This window comes from Kitasatospora sp. NPDC098652 (assembly GCF_044760155.1).
GTDB lineage: Bacteria > Actinomycetota > Actinomycetes > Streptomycetales > Streptomycetaceae > Kitasatospora.
In genome coordinates, this window is sequence record NZ_JBIWAQ010000003.1 from 63,571 (window position 1) to 87,338 (window position 23,768).

15 protein-coding genes and 2 pseudogenes are annotated in these 23,768 nt (G+C 72.6%); 12 read left to right on the top strand and 5 right to left on the bottom strand.

The features are described from left to right. The first annotated feature begins 22 nt into the window (after positions 1 to 22). On the top strand, positions 23 to 634 hold the full coding sequence (locus tag ACIQWA_RS08345; protein ID WP_402479834.1) for a GNAT family N-acetyltransferase: 612 nt from the start codon (positions 23 to 25) through the stop codon (positions 632 to 634). 25 nt (positions 635 to 659) lie between these two features. On the opposite strand, the gene ACIQWA_RS08350 is transcribed toward ACIQWA_RS08345, so the two are convergent. Both ACIQWA_RS08350 and ACIQWA_RS08355 read right to left on the bottom strand, forming a co-directional pair. After that, the gene (locus tag ACIQWA_RS08350; RefSeq protein ID WP_402479837.1) at positions 660 to 1,970 is read right to left on the bottom strand and encodes a glycoside hydrolase family 6 protein; all 1,311 of its coding nucleotides are present in this window, start codon (positions 1,968 to 1,970) and stop codon (positions 660 to 662) included. A 75-nt stretch (positions 1,971 to 2,045) separates the two neighbouring features. Then, positions 2,046 to 3,023: a glycoside hydrolase family 6 protein gene (locus ACIQWA_RS08355; protein WP_402479840.1), complete on the bottom strand. Its 978-nt coding sequence runs from the start codon at positions 3,021 to 3,023 to the stop codon at positions 2,046 to 2,048. A gap of 209 nt (positions 3,024 to 3,232) precedes the next feature. Here ACIQWA_RS08355 and ACIQWA_RS08360 point away from each other — a divergent pair, with 209 nt between their 5' ends. From ACIQWA_RS08360 to ACIQWA_RS08385, 6 genes and pseudogenes are all read left to right on the top strand, one after another. Beyond that, complete coding sequence (locus ACIQWA_RS08360; protein WP_402479842.1) at positions 3,233 to 4,246, top strand: LacI family DNA-binding transcriptional regulator; 1,014 nt, start codon at positions 3,233 to 3,235, stop codon at positions 4,244 to 4,246. Positions 4,247 to 4,608: 362 nt separating this feature from the next. Further along, positions 4,609 to 5,913, top strand: coding sequence for an extracellular solute-binding protein (locus tag ACIQWA_RS08365; protein WP_402479845.1), 1,305 nt, complete (start codon positions 4,609 to 4,611; stop codon positions 5,911 to 5,913). 198 nt (positions 5,914 to 6,111) lie between these two features. Then, complete coding sequence (locus ACIQWA_RS08370) at positions 6,112 to 7,116, top strand: carbohydrate ABC transporter permease (protein ID WP_402479848.1); 1,005 nt, start codon at positions 6,112 to 6,114, stop codon at positions 7,114 to 7,116. 16 nt (positions 7,117 to 7,132) lie between these two features. Continuing rightward, a complete protein-coding gene (locus ACIQWA_RS08375; RefSeq protein WP_402479851.1) occupies positions 7,133 to 8,044 on the top strand; it encodes a carbohydrate ABC transporter permease in 912 nt (303 codons plus the stop codon). Between the two features lie 59 nt (positions 8,045 to 8,103). Next, positions 8,104 to 9,528 carry a GH1 family beta-glucosidase gene (locus ACIQWA_RS08380; protein ID WP_402479853.1) on the top strand — a complete coding sequence of 475 codons (1,425 nt, stop codon included), beginning with the start codon at positions 8,104 to 8,106 and terminating at the stop codon, positions 9,526 to 9,528. 141 nt (positions 9,529 to 9,669) lie between these two features. Continuing rightward, a pseudogene (locus ACIQWA_RS08385) lies at positions 9,670 to 10,466 on the top strand (DUF6271 family protein). Here ACIQWA_RS08385 and ACIQWA_RS08390 read toward each other — a convergent pair. Further along, on the bottom strand, positions 10,463 to 11,722 hold the full coding sequence (locus ACIQWA_RS08390; protein WP_402479856.1) for an RNA-guided endonuclease InsQ/TnpB family protein: 1,260 nt from the start codon (positions 11,720 to 11,722) through the stop codon (positions 10,463 to 10,465). The pseudogene ACIQWA_RS08385 and the gene ACIQWA_RS08390 sit on opposite strands and share 4 nt — an antisense overlap. An 836-nt stretch (positions 11,723 to 12,558) precedes the next feature. Here ACIQWA_RS08390 and ACIQWA_RS08395 point away from each other — a divergent pair. After that, positions 12,559 to 13,470 (top strand): glycoside hydrolase family 11 protein, encoded by a 912-nt coding sequence (locus ACIQWA_RS08395; RefSeq protein WP_402480857.1) that lies wholly within the window; start codon positions 12,559 to 12,561, stop codon positions 13,468 to 13,470. A gap of 104 nt (positions 13,471 to 13,574) precedes the next feature. After that, positions 13,575 to 14,573 (top strand): non-reducing end alpha-L-arabinofuranosidase family hydrolase, encoded by a 999-nt coding sequence (locus ACIQWA_RS08400; protein WP_402479858.1) that lies wholly within the window; start codon positions 13,575 to 13,577, stop codon positions 14,571 to 14,573. A 119-nt stretch (positions 14,574 to 14,692) separates the two neighbouring features. Here the strand turns inward: ACIQWA_RS08400 and ACIQWA_RS08405 are convergent, their stop codons facing one another. Beyond that, positions 14,693 to 17,737, bottom strand: coding sequence for a glycoside hydrolase family 2 TIM barrel-domain containing protein (locus tag ACIQWA_RS08405; protein WP_402479861.1), 3,045 nt, complete (start codon positions 17,735 to 17,737; stop codon positions 14,693 to 14,695). Between the two features lie 141 nt (positions 17,738 to 17,878). Between ACIQWA_RS08405 and ACIQWA_RS08410 the strand changes: the two are divergent. From ACIQWA_RS08410 to ACIQWA_RS08420, 3 genes and pseudogenes are all read left to right on the top strand, one after another. Further along, positions 17,879 to 18,196, top strand: a pseudogene (locus ACIQWA_RS08410) (cellulase N-terminal Ig-like domain-containing protein); the annotation flags it as partial. A gap of 85 nt (positions 18,197 to 18,281) precedes the next feature. After that, entirely contained in the window at positions 18,282 to 18,710 is a 429-nt protein-coding gene (locus ACIQWA_RS08415; RefSeq protein WP_402479864.1) for a cellulose binding domain-containing protein, read from the top strand. A 415-nt stretch (positions 18,711 to 19,125) separates the two neighbouring features. Beyond that, positions 19,126 to 21,273 carry an alpha-galactosidase gene (locus tag ACIQWA_RS08420; protein ID WP_402479867.1) on the top strand — a complete coding sequence of 716 codons (2,148 nt, stop codon included), beginning with the start codon at positions 19,126 to 19,128 and terminating at the stop codon, positions 21,271 to 21,273. A gap of 86 nt (positions 21,274 to 21,359) precedes the next feature. Here the strand turns inward: ACIQWA_RS08420 and ACIQWA_RS08425 are convergent, their stop codons facing one another. Next, positions 21,360 to 23,768: a glycosyl hydrolase family 95 catalytic domain-containing protein gene (locus ACIQWA_RS08425; protein WP_402479869.1), complete on the bottom strand. Its 2,409-nt coding sequence runs from the start codon at positions 23,766 to 23,768 to the stop codon at positions 21,360 to 21,362.

Here is a 23,768-nt window from a genome sequence, read left to right on the forward strand (position 1 = left end):
TCGTCCGTCCGGAAGGCTCCGCATGCCCGCGCCCGTCATCCGCCCGTACCGCCCCGAGGACCGGGGCGCCGTCTTCGACATCTGCATGCGCACCGCCGAGGCCGGTGGCGACGCCCGCGGCAGCTACCGCGACCAGGACTTGCTGCCGAACATCTTCGCCGCGCCCTACACGGAGTTGGAACCGGACCTGGCCTTCGTCCTCGACGGCGGGGCCGGGCCGGTCGGCTACGTGCTGGGGACCAGCGACACCCCGCGCTTCGTCCGCGAGTTCCGCCGCACGTGGCTGCCCGTGGTCGCCGATCGCCATCCGCTCCCGGCCGGCGAACCGACGACCCCCGACGAGGTGATGACGGCGCTCCTGCACCGGCCGGAGCGGATGCTCGTCCCCGAGGTCGCGGACTACCCGGCCCACCTGCACATCGATTTGCTGCCCGACTACCAGGGCCGCGGCCACGGCCGCGCCCTGCTGACCGAGCTGTTCGCCGCCCTGGCCGGGGCCGGGGCGGCGCGGGTCCACCTGGCGATGGTCACGGCGAACACGGCGGCGCGCGCCTTCTACGACCGGATGGGCTTCCACGAGATCCCCGTCGCCGACCCCGGTCCCCTGACCTACCTCGGCCGGGCCACCAGCTGAACCAGGGGCTCGCGCCCGCTAACGGTCAGTCACGCGGGCGCCCCCACGGGGCGAAGGTCAGCGGCGGATTGGCGTTGCGCACCAGGGTCCTGGCCTGCTCCGGCCACCAGGCGCCGGCCGCCGGGTCGACGGTGCCGTACTCGGGGTCGACGGTTCCGCCGGGGATGTTGCGGTTGCACTGGCCGTCCGACTGGCCGACCGTCTTGATCCACAGGTAGGCGTCGACCAGCGGGGTTCCCGTGTTCGCGGTGGGCCGGTCGCCGAGGCCCCGGCCCGGCGGGTTGCACCAGGTCTGCGGGTCTCCGGCGTACTTGCCGGCCGGCGGGGTCCAGGGGCCCTGCCCGTTGCGCCCGGTGTCGACGACGAAGTGGGTGAGCTCGTTCACCGGCGGGGTGCCGACGGTCTGCTGGTACCACTGGTCGGTCCAGTGCCAGGTGCTGGGGTCGTCCACGTCGACCGCGTTGCCCGGCTGCCCGTCGTTGGGCGCGGCCGGCGAGTAGTACTGGCCGGCGCACAGGTCGGTGCGCCCGCGCGCGGACTCCGGCCCCTTGGTGGTGTACCAGAGACAGTTGGACACCCAGGTGCCGTAGCGGTCGGACGGGCCGGTGGCGAAGAAGTTGGAGACGTTCAGCGAGAAGCCCTGGGCGCGTTCGACACCCGCGTCGAGCAGTCGCTTGGTGGCGGTGCCGACGCTCTGCCAATGGCTGTTGCCCGCGTCGACGTAGACCACCGTGCCGGGCTGCCGCTCCAGGGCGTCGATGCCGTGGCGGAGGTCGGCGATGCGTCCGGCCGTGATCGCGCCCGTGGGGTCGGTGGTCGGGGAGCAGTCGGAGGGCAGGTTGGCGAGGGCGTCCGGTTCGAGGACGATCACGGCCTTGCTCCTGCCGATGCCGCGGGCCAGGGCCGAGATCCACGCCTGGTACTCCGCGTCGGACTGCGCTCCTCCGCTGGAGTACTGGGAGCAGTCCCGCAGCGGGACGTTGTAGGCCACGATGACCGGCACGGTGCCCGTCGAGGCGGCGCGGCGGACCAGGGTACGGGCCCGGGACTCCACCTCCGCCGGCGTGCCGTCGGTGAACCAGACGGCCTCCGGCCAGCTGGCGAGCTGGGCCATGGCGGTGGCGCCCGCGAGGTCGTGCTCCAGCAGCGAGCGGACGGCCTGCTTCGCGGCGTCGCTGTCCGGCTGGACGTAGAACCGGGTGTCGGCGGGCAGGGTGTGGCCGGAGGCCGGCCGGTCCTGTGCCTGCGCCTGCGCCTGGCCCGGTACGGCGAGCGCGGTCAGCAGGGCGGCCAGCGCGACCGGGACCAACGGGCGGGGGATGGTGCGAGGTCTCATCGGTTTCCTCAGGTGGGCCGCCCGGGGCCGGGCAGGGCCAACAGCCGGCCCCGGGCGGGTGGATGTGATCCGGCGTCAGTAGCCGTAGATCAGCTTGTAGGCGACGTCGGGCACGAACTGCCCGGCGGTCGATCCGCTGCCGGTGCCGCAGTTGCCGTCGGACTCGCCGGGGGACTTGACCCACAGCAGCATCTCGGGGCCACCGCCGGCGCGGGTGGTCGGCGTGCCGATCCGGCGCCCGGGCGGGTTGCACCAGGTGCCGTCCGACCCGTTGCCGTTGCGGCTGGTGTCGACCACGTACGGCTTGGTGTACCCGTACGAGGACTTCAGCGCCGCGCTGACGTCGTTGCCGTAGGCGGTGTTCTGCCCCGTGGGGTAGAAGTTCGAGACGTTCAGCGCGAACCCGTGGGCCCCCGCCACTCCGGCGTCGGCCAGCAGCCTGGCCATGGTGGGGGCGCTCAGCCAGCCGGGGTTCCCGGCGTCCAGGTAGACCCAGGTGTTGGGGGCCTTGGCGCTGAACTGGGCGACGGCGTTGCGCAGCATGGCGTTGCGCTCGGAGATCTGGGCGGGCGTCATGCAGCTCTCGTGCCCGAGCGCGTCGGGTTCGAGGACGACCAGGGCGGGCCGGTTGCCGATGCCGCCGGCGAACGCGGCGATCCAGGTGTCGTAGTCGGCGGCGGAGCCCGCCCCGCCGCCGGACTGCCCGGCGCAGATGTCCCGGTTGGGGATGTTGTACGCCACCAGGATCGGCAGCTTCCCGGCGGAGGCGGCGGCTCCGACGTACGCGCCGGTGGCGGTTCCGATGGGGCCGCTCCAGTTCCCGAACCAGTGCGCGGCCGGCACGTTGGCGATCGAGGACCGGATGGCGGCGGTCCGGCCGTCCCCGGGGTGGGAGTTGACCCACTGCTGGGCGCTGGAGTCGGGGTCGGCGTAGAAGCCGCTGGTCATGGTGGTGGGGTCGGCCGCGTGGGCGGTTCCCGGGTCGAGCCCGACCAGGAGGGCGGTCAGCGTGGGTGCGATGAGCAGAGCCGTGCGGCGGCGTGGGCGGCGCATGGGGCTTCCTCCGCTTGGGGTGGGGTGGGGGGAGGTGGAAGCGCTTCCATTGGCCAGATGATTGGGCGTCCCTGAGGCGATGTCAAGGGACCTCGTTTTACTTTTCCTTGGGCCCGAATCGCTATACAGTCCGGACTGGAAGCGCTTCCAGTCTGGCTGGATGTGAACGGTAACATTGTGCAACGGCTTCAAGTCGAGGTGAAGACACGATGAGGGACGATCCGACGCCGCGGAGGCCCACCCTGGACGAGGTCGCCGAGCGGGCCGGCGTGTCCCGCACCGCGGCGTCCAGGGTGCTGAACAACGCCCCGAACGTGAGCCGCGCCAAGCGCGAGGCGGTCCTGAGCGCGATCAGCGAGCTCGGGTACGTCCCCAACCCGACGGCCCGCGCCCTGGCCACCCAGCAGGCGGGGGCCGTGGCACTGATCATCTCCGGGGAGGACCCGGCGGTGCTGGCCGACCCGTTCTACGGGCAGGTCATCGCGGGCGCCTCGACCGTCCTGGAGGAGACCGACCTGCACCTGGTGCTGTGCCTGGCGACCTCCGCCCGGGGGCAGGTCCGGGTCAGGCAGCTGCTGCGGGCGCGGGCGGTGGACGGGGTGATGCTGATGTCCCTGCGCGGGGACGATCCGCTGGCCGGCCTGGCCCTGGCCGCCGGCGTCCCCGCCGTCTTCGGGGGAAAGCCGCTGCACCGCGAGGTCCCGTACTACGTCGACGTGGACAACGTGCTCGGCGCCCGGCAGGCGACCGAGCACCTGATCTCCCGCGGCCGCACCCGGATCGCGACCCTCACCGGACCGCTGGACACCGAGGTCGGCCAGGCCCGCAGGCGCGGCTACCTGGAGGCCATGACCCTCGCGGGCCTCCCCTACCGGGCGGAGGAGGGCGGCGACTTCACCGAGCGCGGCGGGGTCGCGGCCATGGAGGCGCTGCTGGCCCGCCATCCGGACCTGGACGCGGTGTTCGCCGCCAACGACAACATGGCGGCCGGAGCCCTGCGGGTGCTGCACCGTGCGGGCCGGGCCGTTCCGGCCGAGGTCGCCGTGGCCGGGTTCGACGGTCTGACCGTGTCCGAGAACACCGAACCGCCGCTGACCACGGTCCACCAGCCGATACGGAACCTCGGCCGGGAGATGACCCGCATGCTGCTCGCGCTGATCGCGGGCGAGCGCCCGAGCCCGCTGATCCTGCCCACCACACTGGTCCAGCGCGACTCCACCTGACCCGCCGCCGTCGCACCGCCCGCCCCACCGCACCCGACCGCACCCCACCGCAACCGACCGCCGACCCACCGCTGCGCCGCCCCTGCAGCCCGGCCGGTCGGCCGCGCGCCCGACCGGCCGCACGACAGCCGACGATCCGTCAAGACCACCTCTTGACAGCCGCCCACCACCCGGAGCAGGGTGTCGCTCAGCCGCTTTTGGGAGCGCTCCCATCACGCGCTCCGTGTTCTGCGCCCCCGATCATCCTCCGATCACGCCCCCGATCACCCTCCGATCGCCCCCGATCACGCCGTCGACCACGCCCTTCGGGCGGTCCCCCGGCTCTCCTCGCGTACCTCCCACCCACCACCCCAGGAGATTCCATGTCCCCGCACCGCCGCTCCCGCAGAACCGCCGCCCTGGTCTCCGTCGTCGCCGTCACCGCGGTACTGGCGACCGGGTGTTCCTCCTCCGGGTCCGGATCGGACGACGACCCGAACGCCAAGGTCACGCTCAGCGTGGGCGACTACGGCACCTTCGGCTACAAGGAGGCCGGTCTCTTCGACGAGTACATGAAGGCCCACCCCAACATCACCATCACGGAGAACACCACCACCGTGGAGGGCGACTACTGGACCGCCCTCCAGACCCGGCTCTCCGGCGGCGGCCTCGACGACATCCAGGCGCTGGAGGTGAGCCGGATCGCCCTGGCCACCTCCGACCAGCTCAACAACGCGTTCACCGACATGTCCAAGGCCCCGGGCGTCGAGAAGGACGCCTACCTGCCGTGGAAGTGGCAGCAGGCCACCACCTCCGACGGCCGCACCGTCGCCCTCGGCACCGACGTCGGCCCGATGGCGATCTGCTACCGCCAGGACCTGTTCGCCGCCGCCGGCCTGCCCACCGACCCCGCCCAGGTCAGCGCCCTGTGGGCGGGCGACTGGGCGAAGTACGTGGAGGTGGGCCGCCAGTACCAGGCCAAGGCCCCCAAGGACACCTACTTCATGGACACCGCCACCGGCCTGTACAACGGCGTGCTCTCCTCCAACTCCGAGCAGTACTACCGGAACGGCAAGCTCGCCTACAAGGACTCGGCCGGCGTGCAGAAGGGCTGGAAGCTGGCTTCCGAAGCCGTCCAGGCCGGAGTCAGCCAGGGGCTCAAGGAGTTCGACACCCCCTGGCAGACGGCCTTCTCCAACTCCACCTTCGCCACCACGGTCTGCCCGTCCTGGCAGCAGGCGAACATCGAGAAGTACTCCGGCCCCGCCAACGCCGGCAAGTGGAACGTCGCGCAGGCGCCCTCCGCCGGCAACTGGGGCGGCTCCTTCCTCGCGGTGCCGTCCTCCGGCAAGCACGTCGCCCAGGCCCAGGCGCTGGCCGTCTGGCTGACCCAGCCCGAGCAGCAGGCCAAGGTCTTCCAGAAGGTCGGCAACATCCCGGCCAACCAGAAGGCGTACGCGCTGCCCGGCGTCACCGACTTCACCAGCCCGTACATCGGCCCGAACGCCCCCACCGGCAAGATCTTCTCCACCGCCGCGAAGGCCATCACGCCGGCCGAGACGGGCCCGCACCACGGCGACCTGCACGGAGCGTTCAGCAACGGCGTGCTGTTGATGGAGCAGAACCACAAGAGCCCCGAGGAGGCGTGGGCCGCCACCGTCAAGCAGGTGGAGAGCACCGTCCAGTAGCCGCGAGCGCGAAGCGCCGTACGGGCCGCGGCCGCACCCGGACCGTACGGCGGCGCGACACCACGGGCAGCCGGACCGGCTGCCCGCCCTCGCCCTCGCCCTTCCCCTGCCCCTGCCCCTGCCCCTGCCCCTGCCCCTGCCCCATCAACGACCGACGCGTCGAGCCACCCGGCGGCCGACACGGCACGGAGGAAACCTGTGGCCACCCCCACCCGCACGGGCCGGAGCGACCCGCCCGGCCCACCGCCCACCACCCCGACCCAGGCCCGCCGCCCGGCGCCGAGCGGCCTGCGCAGCCGCCTGCACCGCTGGGACCACCGCCTCTCGCCCTACGTGTTCGTCGCGCCGTTCTTCCTGGTGTTCGCCGTCTTCGGCCTCTTCCCGCTGCTCTACACCGGCTGGCTGTCACTGCACCGGGTCAGCCTCTACAACGTGGACAAGGCCGACTGGGTCGGCTTCCAGAACTACTGGGACCTGTTCTTCGGCGCGCCGAGCCACTACTTCTGGAACGCCCTGGGCAACACCGTCACCCTCGGCCTGCTGTCCACCGTCCCCCAACTGCTGGCCGCGCTCGGCCTCGCGCACCTGCTCAACTACAAGCTCCCGGCGCGCGGCTTCTTCCGCACCGCGCTGCTCGCGCCGTACGCGACCTCGGTGGCCGCCGCGACCCTGGTGTTCGCGCTCGTCTTCAGCCCCGAGGGCGGCATGGCCAACTGGCTGCTCAGCCTGGTGGGAGCGGGCCCGGTCCGCTGGGAGGCGGGCCCGTGGACCTCGCAGTTCGCCATCTCGGTGATCGTCATCTGGCGGTGGACCGGCTACAACGCGCTGATCTACCTCGCCGCGATGCAGGCGATCCCGCGCGACCTGTACGAGGCCGCCGCGATCGACGGTGCCAGCCGCTGGCAGCAGTTCCGCAACGTCACCATCCCCCAGCTGCGCCCCACCATCCTGTTCACCGTCGTGGTCTCCTTCATCGGGGCCACCCAACTCTTCGGCGAGCCCTACCTGTTCGGCGGCCAGAGCGGCCACCAGGGCGGTGCGGACCACCAGTACGAGACCCTCGGCGTCTTCATGTACGACCAGGGCTTCCACAGCAGCATGCTCGGCCGCGCCTCCGCCATCGCCTGGATCATGTTCGGCCTGCTCCTGCTGGTCGGCCTGGCCAACACCCTCATCGCCCGCCGCCTGCGCTCCGCCAAGTGAGCGGGAAGGAACGCCCATGACCACCGTCCCCGCCTCCGACTCCCCCGCCCGCCTCCTCCGGAAGGGGACGCCCCGGCCGCGTGCCCGGGGTGCGGGCGGCCAGCACCGGGCCGGACCGATCGCGCTGGCGACACTGATCCTGGTCTCGGTCGCCTCGCTGTTCCCGCTGTACTGGACGCTCGTGGCGGCCTCCAGCGACGGCCACCGGGTGATCGCCACGCCGCCTCCGCTGGTGCCCGGCGGGAACCTGTTCCACAACATCGGCTACGTCTGGGAGCACGCCGGAGCGCGCGGCATGGGCGTCGCGCTGCTCAACTCCACGCTGGTCGCCGGCACCGTCGCGCTCAGTACCGTGGCCTTCTCCGTGCTGGCCGGCTTCGCCTTCGCCAAGCTCCGCTTCCCCGGCCGCGGCGCGCTGCTCGCGCTGGTGGTCTCCACCATGGCGGTGCCCGCCCAGGTCAGCATCGTCCCCCTGTTCATCCTGATGAAGCACCTGGGACTGGGCAACCAGCTCGGCGCGCTGATCCTGCCCACCCTCGTCACCGCCTTCGGCGTGTTCTTCATGCGCCAGTACCTCACCCAGGCCCTGCCCACCGAACTGCTGGAGGCCGCCAGGGTCGACGGTGCGAACTCGCTGCGGGTCGTGTGGCACGTCGTCGTCCCGGTCGCCCGGCCGGCGATGGCGGTGCTGGGCATGCTCACCTTCGTGCAGTCCTGGAACGACTTCCTGTGGCCGATCATCGCCGTGAACGGTGCCGTCAACCCCACCGTCCAGGTCGCCCTGGCCGGGCTGGGCACCGGCTGGTCCACCGACTGGTCGGTCATCACCGCCGGCGCGCTCGTCGGCACCCTGCCGCTGCTGCTGGTGTTCACCGTCTTCGGCCGGCAGATCGTCGGCGGCATCACCCAGGGTGCACTGAAGGGCTGACCGTCCGTCATCCCCGCCCCCGAGCCCCGTCACCCCCACCTCCTTGGAGCACGAACCCGATGACCGTGACCACCTCGTCCGTCCCCGTCCACCGCGCCCTGCCCGCGGGCTTCGCCTGGGGTGCGGCCACCGCCGCGTACCAGATCGAGGGCGCCGTCACCGAAGGCGGCCGCACCCCCTCCATCTGGGACACCTTCAGCCACACCCCCGGCAGGACCGAGAACGGCGACACCGGCGACACCGCCGTCGACCACTACCACCGCTTCCGCGACGACGTCCGCCTCATGGCCGACCTCGGCCTCACCACCTACCGCTTCTCCCTCGCCTGGCCCCGGATCCAGCCCACCGGACGCGGCCCCGCCTCCCAGGCCGGCCTCGACTTCTACCGCGCCCTCACGGACGAGCTCCTCAGCCACGGCATCACCCCCGTCGCCACCCTCTACCACTGGGACCTCCCCCAGGAGCTGGAGGACGCCGGCGGCTGGCCCCACCGCGACACCGCCCACCGCTTCGCCGAGTACACCGCCCTGGCCGCCGAAGCCCTCGGCGACCGGATCTCCACCTGGACCACCCTCAACGAGCCCTGGTGCAGTGCCTTCCTGGGCTACGGCTCGGGCGTCCACGCCCCCGGCCGTACCGACCCCGCCGACGCCCTCAAGGCCGCCCACCACCTCAACCTCGGCCACGGCCTCGCCGTCGGCGCCCTGCGCGCCGCCCTCCCGGGCGCCTCCCGGATCGCCGTCTCGCTGAACCTGCACGCCGTCCGCCCGCTCAGCGACCACCCCGACGACCTGGCGGCGGCCCGCCGGATCGACGCCGTCGGCAACCGCGTCTTCACCAGCCCCATGTTCAAGGGCCGCTACGACGAGGACCTCCTCAAGGACACCGCCCACCTCGTCAGGTGGGAGGAACTGGTCCGCGACGGCGACCTCGCCGAGATCTCCCGCCCCATCGACCTGCTCGGCCTCAACTACTACAACCCCACCGTGGTCTCCTCCGCGGCGAACGCCAGGAACCTCGCGCGCCACGACGGGCACGGTGACAGCCCCCACAGCCCCTGGCCGGGCGCCGAGGACGTCGCCTTCCACCGCGCCAACGACGACCTGACGGCGATGGGCTGGCCGATCGACCCGACCGGGCTCTCCGACACCCTCACCGCCCTGCACCGGGAGTTCGGCCTGCCCCTGCTCGTCACCGAGAACGGCGCCGCCTTCGAGGACGTGCCCGACGCCGACGGCGCCGTCCACGACCCCGAGCGGATCCGCTACCTGGAGAGCCACCTCGCGGCCGTCGCCGACGCCGTCGAGGCCGGCGCCGACGTCCGCGGGTACTACCTGTGGTCCCTCCTGGACAACTTCGAGTGGGCGTACGGGTACGGCAAGCGCTTCGGCATCGTCCACGTCGACTACGCCACCCAGCAGCGCACCCCCAAGTCCAGCGCCCGCTGGTACTCCCAGGTCATCCGCCGGGGCGGCCTGGCCTGACCTCCCGCCACCGCAGCCCGTCCGTCGTTGCCCGGCGCCTCGCCAGGTGCCGGGCAACGACGCGTGGACCGGGCTCGTGACCATCCCAACGGCACGGGCGGGCGGCGAGGCGCCGTCACGCCGACGAACAGAGGAACACCGATGACCGCGCCCGGCCCGCGCACGATCTGCCTGGCCCTGCCCACCCACCGCGAGTGCGTCGCCACCATCGCCGACGTCGCGGCGGAGGCCTCCTACGCCATCGACCGGTTCGACGTCGAGGTCGTGTACCTGATCCTCGACTCCTCCGACCCGGCGACCTTCCGTCGGCACGCCGCCGCCGTCGACGCCCTCCCCAGCACGGCGAACCTCACCGTGCTGCACCTCGACGAGGAGGGCCAACGCGACTTCCTGGCCGGGGTGATCGCCCGCTCCGGGCACCCGCAGCCGGAGCTGGTCATGGACCTCATGCTGCCGAAGGCCGTCTCCTACGGCGCGTGCACCAATCGCGCCTTCCTGATCGCGGCCTCCCTGGGCTGCGACTCGTGCACCGGCGCGACTCGGACATCGCCTTCCAGAAGCAGCGCATCGGCCCGGTCTTCCCCGTGCACCACGAGCTGATCGCGCTGGGAAGGCCCGCCTCCGAGGTCGCGGCGTACGTCAGCGAAGTGCGTCTCGATCCGGCCGACGCGGACAAGCCCGTGGTGACCGTCGGCGCCTCCTACATCGGCGAGATGTCGGTCGACATCGAGGAGATCAGGCAGCTCGACCCGCAGGCGTACCACGACATCGTCAGCCTCTGGGCCCCCGAGGACGCCACGGAGGAGGACAAGCGCGCACTCGTCGCCGAGTCGTTCACCGGCTCCGGCGACGAGCCGTTCGTCCAGGACCACTCGATCCTCTGCCTCGTCGACCCAATGCGGGTCGACATGGGCAACTTGACTTCCTCCCCGCGCTAACGCGCTATGGCACGGGGATTTCCGGCCGAGCGTGCCGCGTGGGGGCTTCGCCCCACGCGTGTGCGCGTTGCCGGTGGTTGGCGCTTCACGGACCGGGTACCCCCGAGGTCTCCACGCCCTGGCACCGCATGTCCTGCGGCGTTGAGGATGTTCTTCGCGGCGTTCACGTCGGCGTGATCCTGGTGCCCGCAGGCGGTGCACTCGAAGACCGCTTGACTCTCGCGGCTCTTCGGGTCCACACGCTTGCAGGCATGACAGGTCTGCGACGTGTACGCGGGGCTCACCAGAACGACCACCGTCCCGGTGGCGCGCGCCGCGTTGCGCAGCGCGAGTTCGAGCATGCTCCATCCCTTGTCCAGGATGGCCCGGTTCAGTGCGGCCTTCTGGCGGACCCGCTTACCAGGCTGTTCGACGGTGCCGCTCGCCGAGGCGGTCATGTTCCTGGTGCGGAGGTCTTCCAGGACCACGACCGCGTAACGGATGGCCAGCTCGGCCGCGGTCTGCGCGCAGAAGTCGGCGCGGCGGTTGCGGACACGTGCGGTGACGGCGTTGATCTTCGCCAGCACCGAGCGGCGGCGCCGGCTGCCGCGCTCGCAGCGGGAGAGCTGCTGTTGCAGGCGGCGCAGCCGTTTCGCCTCGCCCGCGGTGATGTACGCGCGGTCGTGGAAGTGACCGCTGCTGGTCGTCGCGGCGACCTTGACGCCCCGGTCCACGCCCACGGCGGTGTCCGGCACCGCGTGCCGCTCGGGTGCCTGCCGGCTGTCCTCCACCAGGAACGAGATGAACCAGTGCCGTCCCTGCCGGGCAACCGTCGCCGACCGGACCTCGCCCCCAAGGGGCCTCGACCAACGGAACCGCACCCACCCCAGCTTCGGCAGCTTCGCCCGTCCCCACTTCCGTCCGATCCGCTCCACCGTGATCAGGTTCCCGGCAGGAAACCGGAACGAGGGCGGCCAACGGGCCTTAGAACGCCACCGCACCCGGAACGTGCCGTGCTCACGGCACGCCCGGTCCAGATCCCGCAGCGTCTGCTGCAACACGTGCGACGGCGCGTCCGTCAACCACGGGAACTCCCGCTTGGCGTCGACCAGCTCGGCGGCCTGCGGCACGTAGTTCATCCACGCCCCGCGACGCCGGTACTCCCTGCGCTGCTCAAGGGCGGTGTTCCACACCGAACGGCAAATATCGCCGAACGTCTCACACAACTCGGCCTGCGCCGTGTCGAGTTCAAGCCGGAACCTGCGGCCGGACAGCATGGGAACACCCCCCATCAGTTGCTGTGATCAACGTAGTGCACACCGCTGACACCTCGCCCTCGTCCGCATGTCCAGCGACTGCCGCACCCGCGAGTACGTGGCACGACAGACCGCCGCCGGCCGAACGGAGAAGGAGGTCATCCGGCTCCTGAAACGGGCCATCGCCCGGGAGCCGTTCCGCTGCCCGACCACCACGGTCAGCGGGTGTGCGCTCAAGGGTTCAGATCACCCCCTCGCTGGTGACCCACTCGATTCGGCGGGCGCGGGAGTCGGGCTGGGTGCCGGGGCGACGAGGCCCGCAGTTCAACAGTCTTCTCCCCGTGGACGAGTCGGCTCGCTGAAACGCCGCTGGTCGGCTCGCCGGTCCGGGGAGGCGTGCTGTGCTGAGCGAAAGCTTTCGATGCCCCGCATGGAACTTTCGCCGGGACGGCCATCGGGAAGCAGCCCGGAGAGACCGGCCGCAGCGGTCGGGACGAGCCTGGCCTGTGCATTCATGGTGGGGATGCAGTGGAGGACGGAGCGAATCTGTCGCTCCTTCCGTCGAAAGCGTTGACACCTCGTCGGAGGCAGGCCAACACTGTCGCCGTCGGCACGTCCCAGCGGCCTCGGATGCGACGCCGTTCTGTCCGCCAATGTGGGTCGGACGCAAGCGTGTTGACGCCAGGTCGGTTCCGCGCTTCCGCCGGGCGACGGCACCCACCCCCTTCGCCGTCGCCCGGTGGCTCAGGACCGCCACCGCCCCCATCCCCCCGACAGGACGGATCACGCTCGTGAACCTCCCCCTCTCCCGGAGCCGCAGGATCGGCCGCCGCTGGCGGCTCGCAGGCAAGGCACGCATGCTCGCACCGGCCCTCGCGGTCGTCCTGATCACGCCCGGCACCGCCGAGGCCGCGACCGTCACCACGAACCAGACGGGCACCGACGGCGGATACTTCTACTCGTTCTGGACCGAGGGCAGCGGCGCGGCCTCGATGTCCCTGAACGGCGGCGGCAACTACGGGACCTCGTGGTCCAACGCGGGCAACTTCGTCGCCGGCAAGGGCTGGAGCACCGGGTCCCGCAACCCGGTGTCCTACTCGGGCACGTGGAGCACCAACGGCAACGCCTACCTGTCGCTCTACGGCTGGACCACCAACCCTCTCGTCGAGTACTACATCGTCGAGAACTACGGCTCCTACAAGCCCACCGGCACCTACAAGGGCACCGTCACCACCGACGGCGACACCTACGACGTCTACGAGACGACGCGCTACAACGCCCCCTCCATCGAAGGCATCAAGACCTTCAACCAGTACTGGAGCGTCCGCCGGGCCAAGCGGACCGGCGGGACCATCACCGTCGGAAACCACTTCGACGCGTGGGCCAGGTCCGGCATGAACCTCGGCACGATGAACTACGAGATCCTGGCCACCGAGGGCTACCAGAGCAGCGGCAACTCCAACATCACGCTGGGCGCCACCACCGGCGGGGGCGGTGGCGCGGGCGGCTGCACCGCGACGCTGTCGGCCGGCTCCTCGTGGAGCGACCGCTACAACCTGAACGTCTCGGTCACCGGCACCAGCGCCTGGAAGGTGACCGTGCACGTCCCCGCCCCGGAGACGGTCAGCTCGACCTGGAACGTCAACGCGTCCTACCCCGACGCCCGGACGCTGGTCGCCACTCCCAACGGCGCGGGCGACAACTGGGGCATGACCATCATGAAGAACGGCAGCACCACCTGGCCGACGGTCTCCTGCGACAAGAGCTGACCCACGGTGCCGGATCCCCGCCGCACGACGACGGTCGCGCGCACCCTTGTGAGCGCTCACACACCGTCTCCGACCGCCCGTCCGTTCACCGAGGAGGTTTCCCCTTGCGCAAGCACCTGTCCGTGATGCTCACCGCCCTGACCGCCGCGGCTGCGCTCGTCACCCCCGCGCAGGCGGCCGTTCCGGCGGCCGCCGGCTGCGCCCTTCCGTCGACGTACCACTGGTCCTCGACGGGCGCGCTGGCGCAACCCGCCCACGGCTGGGCCTCGCTGAAGGACTTCACCAACGTCACGTACAACGGCAAGCACCTGGTCTACGCGTCGAACGTGAACGGGAAGTCCTACGGCTCGATGTCGTTCAGCCCCTTCGGCGACTGGTCGGGAATGGCCTCCGCCCCGCAGACCGGGATGAACCAGGCCGCCGTGGCGCCGACGATCTTCTACTTCGCGCCCAAGAAGATCTGGGTGCTCGCCTACCAGTGGGGCGCATGGCCGTTCATCTACCGCACTTCCAGCGACCCGACCAACCCCAACGGCTGGTCCGCGCCGCAGCCCCTGTTCACCGGCAGCATCCCGAACTCCGGCACCGGCCCGATCGACCAGACCCTGATCGCCGACGACCAGAACATGTACCTGTTCTTCGCCGGTGACAACGGCAGCATCTACCGCGCCAGCATGCCCATCGGCAACTTCCCCGGCAACTTCGGCTCCTCCTACACCACCGTCATGACCGACACGGTGAAGAACCTCTTCGAAGCACCCCAGGTCTACAAGGTCAAGGACCGGAACCAGTACCTCATGATCGTCGAGGCCCGCGGCGCCAACGAACAGCGCTACTTCCGCTCCTTCACCGCCACCAGCCTCAACGGCACCTGGACCCCGCAAGCCGCCACCGAGAACAACCCCTTCGCCGGCAAGGCCAACAGCGGCACCACCTGGACCAACGACATCAGCCACGGCGACCTCGTCCGCAACAACCCCGACCAGACCATGACCATCGACCCCTGCAACCTCCAACTCCTCTACCAGGGCATGACCCCCGGCTCCACCGCCCCCTACGACCAACTCCCCTGGCGCCCCGCCCTCCTCACCCTGCGACGCTGACCGAAAACGGGCCCGCCCGTGACCGGCGGGCCCTCGCCCCGATCTGTGGTGGCCTGCGCCGGCGGGCGACACGGGAAGCACCCGGCCGCCGTACGTACGGTGGCCGGGTGCTTCCGGTGTCAGGACCGCCGGATCGGCGTGAGGAGGAGGGTGAAGTCGGCGGTGCCGAGTTCGAGCCGGTGCTCCGGCAGGACGCCGGGGCCGCACGCGGCGCTGCCCAGGCCGTGGACGGCGTGGTCGGTGTGCAGGTGGACCACCGGCCCCGGGGCCAGCTCCGTCCGGTGCCGGGCCTCGGCGAGCTGTCGGTCGGTCCAGCGGCGGGCGGAGAGGTGGAAGAGCTCCTCGCCCTGGACGCGGACGGCTCCCGCTGCCCCGTCGCTGATCTCGGCCCACCGCACGTCCGCCCGGTTGCCGTTCTCCTGCGGGCGCACGTAGGGCGTCTGCAACTGGTCGACCGTGGCGCGGAAGCGTCCCACCCGGGCCGCGTGCCGCGAGTCGGGGTACGCCTCGCCGGGCCCCGCGCCGAACCACTCGACGAGCGACCAGTCGGCGGGCAGCTGCCAGTCGAGGCCGATCCGGGCCAGCGAACGCGATGCGCCCCGGCGGACCAGTTCCCGGAACTCCCCGGGCGGCAGGGCCGCGTCCACCAGGCTCTCGGCCTCGTGGTCCTCCCGCTCGGGCCAGTGGCCGACCGGCTCGGCGTGCACGCGCAGCCGCAGGCTCGTCCCGTCGCTGCTCCAGCGGTACGTCGTCAGGTAGCCGCAGCTGACCGCGGCGGCGGCGCTGCGGACCACGACGGTGAGGCCGTCGGCGCCGGGGGTGACGGAGACCGTGCGGTGGCGCAGCCGGTCCAGGCCGCGGGCCTTCCAGTAGGCGGCGTCCTGCTGGGACCAGCCGCGGTCGTTGTCGGTGGGAGCGCGCCACAGGTTCAAGCGCGGTCCCTGGAGGGGCAGTTCGCCGAGGCCGAGCAGGAGTCCGGTGTCGGGGTCGAAGCGGCCCGGGCCGAGCCGGACGCTCCCGTCCTCGGTGTGAGCGCTCACCAGGAGCCCCTCCGGACGGCTGCGGTCCGGTGCGGAGCGCGGGAGCTGGCCCCAGGCGACGACATGCCCCTCGGGAGCCCAGTCGGTGGCCTTGGCCAGCTCCGCCCGTACGGTGAGCCAGAGTTCGCCCTCCCCGTCCTCGCCCTCCCCGTCCTCCCCCGGGGGCAGGTCGGGCGCGGGCAGCGGCAGCCGGCCGCGTTCCCCGGGGGCCAGCCTCGGCGTGGGCAGCTCGCCCCGGGCCAGCTCGGTGCCCTCGCGCTCCAGCGACCAGGTGAACCGCAGATGGGACAGGTCCAGCACCTGGTAACGGTTCTCCACGCTCAGCGTCCCGGGCTCCGGGCCGGGGCCGATGCGCACCGGGGCGTTGACCCTGGCGTACTCCAGCAGGCCCGGAGAGGGGGTGCGGTCGGGGAAGACCAGGCCGTCGCAGATGAAGTTGCCGTCGTGCAGGTCCTCGCCGAAGTCGCCGCCGTAGCCGAAGAATTCGCGCCCCTCGGCGTCGTGGGTGCACAGTCCCTGGTCGATCCACTCCCACACCCAGCCGCCCTGCACCCGCGGGTACTCGTCGCACAGCCGCTCGTACTCGGCGAGGGCGCCCGGGCCGTTGCCCATCGCGTGGGCGAACTCGGTGAGCAGGTACGGCTTGCGGTTGCGCGGATCGTCCGCCGGGTCGCCGGAGCCGGCCCGCGCGGGGTACGAGATCTCGCCCGGGAGCAGTTCCCCGCGTCCGATCCGCGCCACGGCGGCGGGCGGACGGTACATCTCGCCGAACACGTCGGTGTACTCGGCGAGCCGGTCGCCCTCGTAGTGGACCGGGCGCGAGGGGTCGCGCCGGTGGAGCCAGTCGGCCATCGCCCGCAGGTTCCGGCCGTCCCCCGCCTCGTTGCCCAGCGACCAGAGGATGATGCTCGGGCGGTTCTTGTCCCGCTCGACCGTGCGCTCGATGCGGTCCAGGCAGGCGGTGCGCCAGCGCGGGTCGTCGCTGGGATTGCGCTGCCAGCGTTCCTGGTCGGCGTACTCGAACCCGTGGGTCTCCAGGTCGCATTCGAGCACGACGTACAGCCCGAGTTCGTCGCACAGGTCGAGGAAGGCGGGGTGCGGCGGGTAGTGGGAGGTGCGGACGGAGTTGATGTTGTGCCGCTTCATCAGCTCCACGTCGCGGCGCATGGTCTCCAGGGAGAGGGTGCGGCCGTGGTCGGGGTCGAACTCGTGCCGGTTGACCCCGCGCAGCACGACGCGGCGCCCGTTCACCCGGAGCACGCCGTGCTCGTCCACGGCGACGGTACGGAACCCGAACCGGACCCGGACGCGTTCGGTCGCCGTGGACAGCTCGGCCTCGTACAGGTGCGGGTCCTCCGCGCTCCACGGCCGTACCTCCGGCAGCCGGAACTCGCCCTCGGCCGGCCGGTCGTCGATCCCGAGGTCCGGCACGGTGATCCGCACGGGCGCGTCCGTGTCCACGCTCACCCGCAGGAGGCCGGCCCCGGTGGCCGCGTCGTAGTCGGCCCGGACGAAGGCGTCCCGGATGCCGCCGGCCGGGCGGGCCAGCAACCGGACGTCGCGGAAGATGCCCGACAGGCGCCAGGTGTCCTGGTCCTCCAGGTACGTGCCGGCGGAGAACTGGTGCACCCTGACCGCCAGCACGTTGCGCCCCGGCCGCAGCGCGGCGGTCACGTCGAACTCCACCGGCAGGCGGCTGCCGTACGTCACCCCGAGTTCCGTCCCGTTCAGCCAGACCCGGGCGCAGGAGTCCACACCCTCGAAGCGCACCACGGCGGGCACGCCGTCCCAGGATCCGGGCAGGTCGAAGACCCGGCGGTAGTCCCCGGTCTCGTTCTCGTCCGGGACGAACGGCGGGTCGAGGGGGATGGGGTAGGAGACGTTGACGTAGACCGGCCGACCGTGGCCGCGCAGCTGCCAGTGCGAGGGGACGGGCAGGGCGCCCCAGGAGCCGTCGTCGAACTCCGGCTCCTGGAAGCCGTCCGGTTCGCTGCGCAGCGTCGGCGAGAAGCGGAAGGCCCACGGCCCGTTGAGATCGATCACAGGAGCGTCGGATTCCAGGACCGCACGGGGGGCGAGCCCGCCACGGCCGATCGCGAAGTCCTCGAAGTAGCGTGCCGGCATGCGGAATTCCTCCGGAGGGTCTCGGCTGATGCGCGCGACCGTACTATCGAAGGCTTCTTCCGGGAAGTACCGCCCCGGGCGGTCCGGAGTCGGGATCCATTCCGTCCCCATGTCTTGACGCGCCCCTGCGGGGCTGGCTTGATGGAGCCTTGGGAGCGCTCCCAGTCTCGCGGATGCCCGTTTCCCACCCCCACCCCCACCCACGGAAGGCTCCCCCGTGCCTCCTGTCACCTCGCGCCGCGGCGGGCCGCGGCGCGTCGCCGCCTTACTGACCGGTCTCGCCCTGGCCGCGGGCGGTACGGCCTCGACCGCTTCACGGCGTTCACGGCGAGCCCCGCCCACGCGGCCGCGCCGGTCGCCGCCGCCACCGACTCCCCCGTCCGGGTCAACCAACTCGGCTACCTGCCCGACGGCCCCAAGCGGGCCACCGTGGTCAGCTCCGCGACCGCCCCGCTCGCCTGGCAACTGCGTGACGCCTCCGGCGCGCAGGTCACCTCGGGCACCACCGTCCCAACTGCAGGGCTGCGCACCGGCGGCGTGCTACGTGGACGACATCGGCTCGTACTCGACCAACGAGGTGGCGGTCAACTGGAACGCCTCGCTGGCGTGGCTCGCGGCCTTCGCCGCCGAGCGGCGGCCGGGGCCGGTGCCGCCCACGGCGTCCTGCGCGGTGGCGTACAAGGTCGACAGCGCCTGGAGCAACGGGTTCACGGCGACGGTGACCGTCACGAACACCGGCACCTCCGCCGTCCCCGGCTGGACCCTCGGCTGGAGCTTCGCGGGTGACCAGCGGATCTCGAACGCGTGGAACGCGACGGTGGCCCCGTCGGGCGGCGCCGTCACAGCCCGGGACTTCGGCTGGAACGGCACGCTGTCGCCCGGAGCGAGTGCGAGCTTCGGCTTCCAGGCGACGTACTCCACCGCCAACCCCGCCCCGGCCCGCTTCACCCTGAACGGCGCCGCCTGCACCTGAGCACGGCCCCTTGGGCGGGCGGTCGGCCGAGGCCGGCGCGAACGCCTGCACGGTGGCGCGGCGGCTGCGTGCCCTCCATCTCGACAAGGCGTTCGTATGCCGCGAGCGCTGACCGGACACGGGATGTTCGCGCGCGGGTGGACGTGCTATCTCTAGGGCGTGTCTGACAATTCGCGTCGGATCAGCGCGCGGCGTTGGGGTGCGTGCATCGCAAGGCGGAGGAGGGAGTCCATGCGGAGCATCGGCGACTGACGACAACGCGGCGAGGTGCGTGCCCCGGCGTCGCGCGCCCGGCGGGAATTGTCAGACACGCCCCCGGGGAGCCCGTACCGGTCAAGTGTCGGACGGGAGTGCCTGTTAACGCTCACGCTCACACGACCTTGCAGTCCAGGACCACCCCCTGAACGAGGACGACATGACTGAGGCGAAGCTCGTCGTGCTGACGGCCGGTGAAGCGGCCCTCGCGCTCGACGTCACCGGACCCGAGCCGCCCCGGGTGCTGCACTGGGGCGCCGACCCCGGCTTCGGCGCCGGTGACGCCGCGCAGGTGCTCGACGCCATGGGCCGGACCTCGCGCCACCAGGGCGGGAGCCTGATGCCCTCCCAGGGGCGGGGCTCGGGCTGGTTCGGCCGCCCGACGCTGGCCGGGCACCGCGACGGGCGCGTCCGCCCCCTGCGGTTCGAACTCGCCGAACCCGTCGCCGTCCGCGGCGCCCGGGACGGCCGGGGCGGCACCGTCCACGCGCGGGCCCTGGACCCCGGCGCGGGGCTCGCGCTGGACACCGAGCTGGAGATGACGGAGCAGGGCGTGGTGCGGATGCGGCACACCCTGACCAACACGGCGCCGCAGCCCTACACCGTGGAGGCGCTGGCCTGCGTGCTGCCGGTGCCCGCCCACGCCGCGGAACTGCTGGACTTCACCGGCCGCTGGGCCCGTGAGCGCTCACCGCAGCGCGCCCCGCTGCGGCACGGCGTCTGGTCGAGGGAGAACCGCCGCGGCCGCACCGGCTTCGACGCCGGACTGCTGCTCACCGGCACCGAGGGCTTCGGCTTCCGGCACGGCGAGGTCTGGGGCGTGCACCCCGCCTGGAGCGGCAACCACGTCCAGTACGCGGAGCGGCTGGCCGACGGGACGACGGTCCTCGGCGCCGGCGAACTGCTGGACGCCGGTGAGATCCGGCTGGCGGAAGGCGAGTCCCACCGGACCCCGTGGGTGTACTTCGCGACCTCCGGCACCGGCCTGGACGGGATCAGCCGGGGCTTCCACGCCATGCTCCGCGCCCGGCCGCAGCACCCGGCCAACGCCCGGCCCGTCACCCTGAACATCTGGGAGGCGGTCTACTTCGACCACGACCCCGAGCGGCTGCACGCCTTCGCGCGCACCGCGGCGGAGGTCGGCGTGGAACGGTTCGTGGTGGACGACGGCTGGTTCCGCCACCGCCGCCACGACCGGGCCGGCCTCGGCGACTGGTACGTCGACGAGAAGGTGTGGCCGGACGGCCTGCGCCCGCTCGCCGACCACGTCCACGGGCTCGGCATGCAGTTCGGCCTCTGGTTCGAACCCGAGATGGTCAACCCCGACTCCGACCTGGCCCGCGCCCACCCCGACTGGTTCCTCGCCGACCCCGAGCGCCTCCCGTACGAGCAGCGCAGCCAGCACGTGCTGGACGTCGCGCACCCCGACGCCCACGCCTACCTGCTGGAGCGGATCAGCACCCTGGTCGGCGAGGTGGGCATCGACTACGTCAAGTGGGACCACAACCGCGACCTCGCCGACGCTGTCCACGACGGCCGCCCCGGCGTGCACGCCCAGACGACGGCGGTCTACCGGCTCCTGGACGAACTGCGGGCCCGCCACCCCGGGCTGGAGATCGAGTCCTGCTCCTCCGGCGGGGCCCGCGCCGACCTCGGCATCCTCGAACGCACGGACCGGATCTGGGGCTCGGACAACATCGACCCGGTCGAACGCCAGGCCATCCAGCGCTGGACCGGCCTGCTCCTGCCCTACGAGCTGATCGGCTCCCACGTCGGCTCCTCCCCCGCCCACATCAGCCACCGCGACACGACGCTCGCCTTCCGCTGCGCCACCGCCCTGTTCGGGCACGCCGGCATCGAGTCCGACATCTCCGGCTGGCCGCAGGAGGACCAGGCGGCGCTGGCCGCGTGGATCGACGCCTACAAGCAGCTGCGGCCGCTGCTCCACGGCGGCGACGTCGTGCGCACCGACCACCCCGACCCCGCCGCCTGGGTCCACGGCGTCGTCTCGCGGGACCGGGCCCACGCCCTCTTCGCGTACGTCCAGCTGGAGACCTCCGCCGCAGAGAACGGCGCGCCCGTACGCCTCCCGGGGCTGGAGCCCGGCACCCGCTACGCCCTGCGGGTGCGCCCCGAGCTCTCCTCCCCCGAGCCCACCTGGCCCGCCTGGGCCCGGCGGACGGCCCCGCTCACCCTGACCGGCCGGTACCTCGCCCAGGTCGGCCTGGCCGCCCCGGGCCTGGCCGACCGCCCCGGCCACGCCCTCGTGGTCGAGGCGCTGGCAGTGGCACCCGCGCCGCAGGAGTGACCCCGGTCCGGCCGGAGCCCGCGCCGGGCACCGGGCACCGGGCACCGGGCACCGTCCCTGCCCCTGTGACGTGACCTCTCGGCGGGTCAGTGGCCGAGGTCCGGCCGCGGATAGCCGAGCCGGTGGCGGCCGCCCGCTGCCAGGTGCAGCCGCAGACGCCGTGCGGAGCCCGGCGCCGCGACCGGCTTGCCCTGCTCGTCGGTCACGACCGGCCGGCCCTCGCGCTCGGGCAGCTGCAGCTCGACCTCGGTGTCCCGGGCGGCGTGCAGTTCCGCTCCGGTCAGCAGGCCCTGGCGCCAGCTCAGGCCGACCGTGAGCCCGCCCCGGGCGCGCAGGCCGCGGACGTCGCCGTCCGGCCAGGACGGCGGCAGGGCGGGCAGCAGCCGCAGGATGCCGTTGTAGCTCTGGAGCAGCGACTCGGCGATGGCGGCGGTGATGCCGAAGTTGCCGTCGATCTGGAAGAGCTGCGGCGGGTGCAGGTCGAGGAGGTTGGGCGCGATCGAGGTGGCGAGCAGGCGCTCGACGGCGCTGCCGGCGAGGGCGCCGTCGCCGAGGCGGGCGGCGAGCGCGGCGACCCAGGCGAGGCTCCAGCCGGTGCCGCCCCCGCCGTGCCGGAGGCGGCGGTCCAGGGCGAGGCGGGCCGCGTCCAGCAGGGTGTCGTCGCCGAGCGGGCCGACGGCGCTGCCCGGGTAGAGGCCGTAGAGGTGGGAGAGGTGGCGGTGGCCGGGGTCCTCCTCGGGGAGGTCGTCCCGCCATTCCAGGAGGCGGCCGTCGGCGGCCAGCCCGGGGCGGCGCAGCCGGGCGCGGACGCGGGCCAGTTCCTCGGCGAGTTCGTGGTCGACGCCCAGCTCGCGGGCGGCCGTGACGGTGTTGTCGAGGAGTTCCGCCGCGAGCCAGTGGTCCATGGTGCTGCCCGCGTCGACGGCGGTCAGGGTGCCGTCGGCGAGCCGGAAGTGGTGCTCGGGGGAGGTGGAGGGGCAGGTGAGAAGTGTGCCGTCGGCGTCCTCGACCAGGAGGTGGGTGAGGAAGCGGGCGGCCTCGCGCATCACCGGGTAGGCGCGGTCGGCGAGGAAGGCGCGGTCGCCGTGGAAGAGGTGGTGGTCCCACAGGTGGGCGGCCAGCCACGGGCCCGCCATGGGCCAGTGGGCCCAGACCGGGTCCCCCGGGACGGGGTTGGTGGCGCGCCAGAGGTCGACGTTGTGGTGGCAGCACCAGCCCGGGGCGTCGTAGTAGGCGCGGGCGGTGGAGCGGCCGGCCTCGGCGAGGTCGGTGACGAGGTCGAACAGCGGCTCGTGGCATTCGGCCAGGCCGGTGGTCTCGGCGGGCCAGTAGTTCATCTGGAGGTTGATGTTGGACGTCCAGTTGCTGCTCCACGGCGGGGTGATGTCGTTGTTCCAGATGCCCTGGAGGTTGGCGGGCTGGGTGCCGGGGCGGGAGGAGGCGATCAGCAGGTAGCGGCCGTAGGCGAAGAGCAGGGCGGCGAGCCCCGCGTCCGGGTGGTCCTGGTCGGCGGCGGCGAGGCGCTCGTCGGTCGGGAGTTCGGCCGCCGCCGCGGACGCCGGGTCGTGGAGCCGGAGGCCGGCAGCCCCGAAGAGCCGCCCGTGGTCGGCGGTGTGGGCGTCGCGCAGCTGGTCGTACCCCTGTCCCCCGGCCTCGTCCAGCCGGCGGCGGGCCTCGGCGAGTGCCGTCCCGGGGCCGTCCGGCCGGCGCTGCCAGCCGCGGTACCCGGTGCCGACGGCGACGAGCAGCACCGCCTCGTCGGCGCCGGTGACCTCGATCCCGCCGTCGGTGGCGGTGCGGCTCCCGCCCACCGTGCGCACCTGGACGACGGCCGCGAAGCCGGTGCCCTCGTCCTCGCGGTACGCCGTCTCCCCGCCGGCCCAGCTCACGACGCTCACGGGGGCCCGCCCGTGCACCGACACGGTGGCGGTGCGGGGTTCGGCCGACGGGGCCGCGGCCGGGTGGGGGGTGGCGAGGTCCGCGCGGAAGGAGAGGGCTCCGGGGGTGTCGGCGCCGAGGCGCAGGACCAGCACGCCGGCGGGGGCGGAGACGAAGCTCTCCCGCCGGTGGCGCACTCCGCCCGCCGTGTACGACACCGTGTGCACGGCCTGGTCGAGGTCCAGGGTGCGGCGGTAGTCGGCGGCCTCGTCCTCGCCGTGGGAGGGGAAGGTGAGCCGGAGGGTGGCCAGCGGCTGGTACGCCTCCGTCCGGGGGCCGCCGAAGTGGGCGGCGGCGATCGCGTGGGCGGCGGCGTGGTCGCGCTCGCGCAGTACCGCCTCCCGCAGGGCGGGCAGGTGGGCGGCGGCGCCCGCCCGGTCGCGGGGGCCGGGCCCGCCGGACCACAGGGTGTCCGCGTTGAGCTCGATCCGCTCGGTGTGCACGCCCCCGTACGTCATGGCGCCGAGGCGGCCGTTGCCGAGCGGCAGCGCCTCCAGGAAGCCTTCGGCGGGGCGGCGGTACCAGAGCGGGTCGGTGGGGGTCCGGTGGGTGGGCAC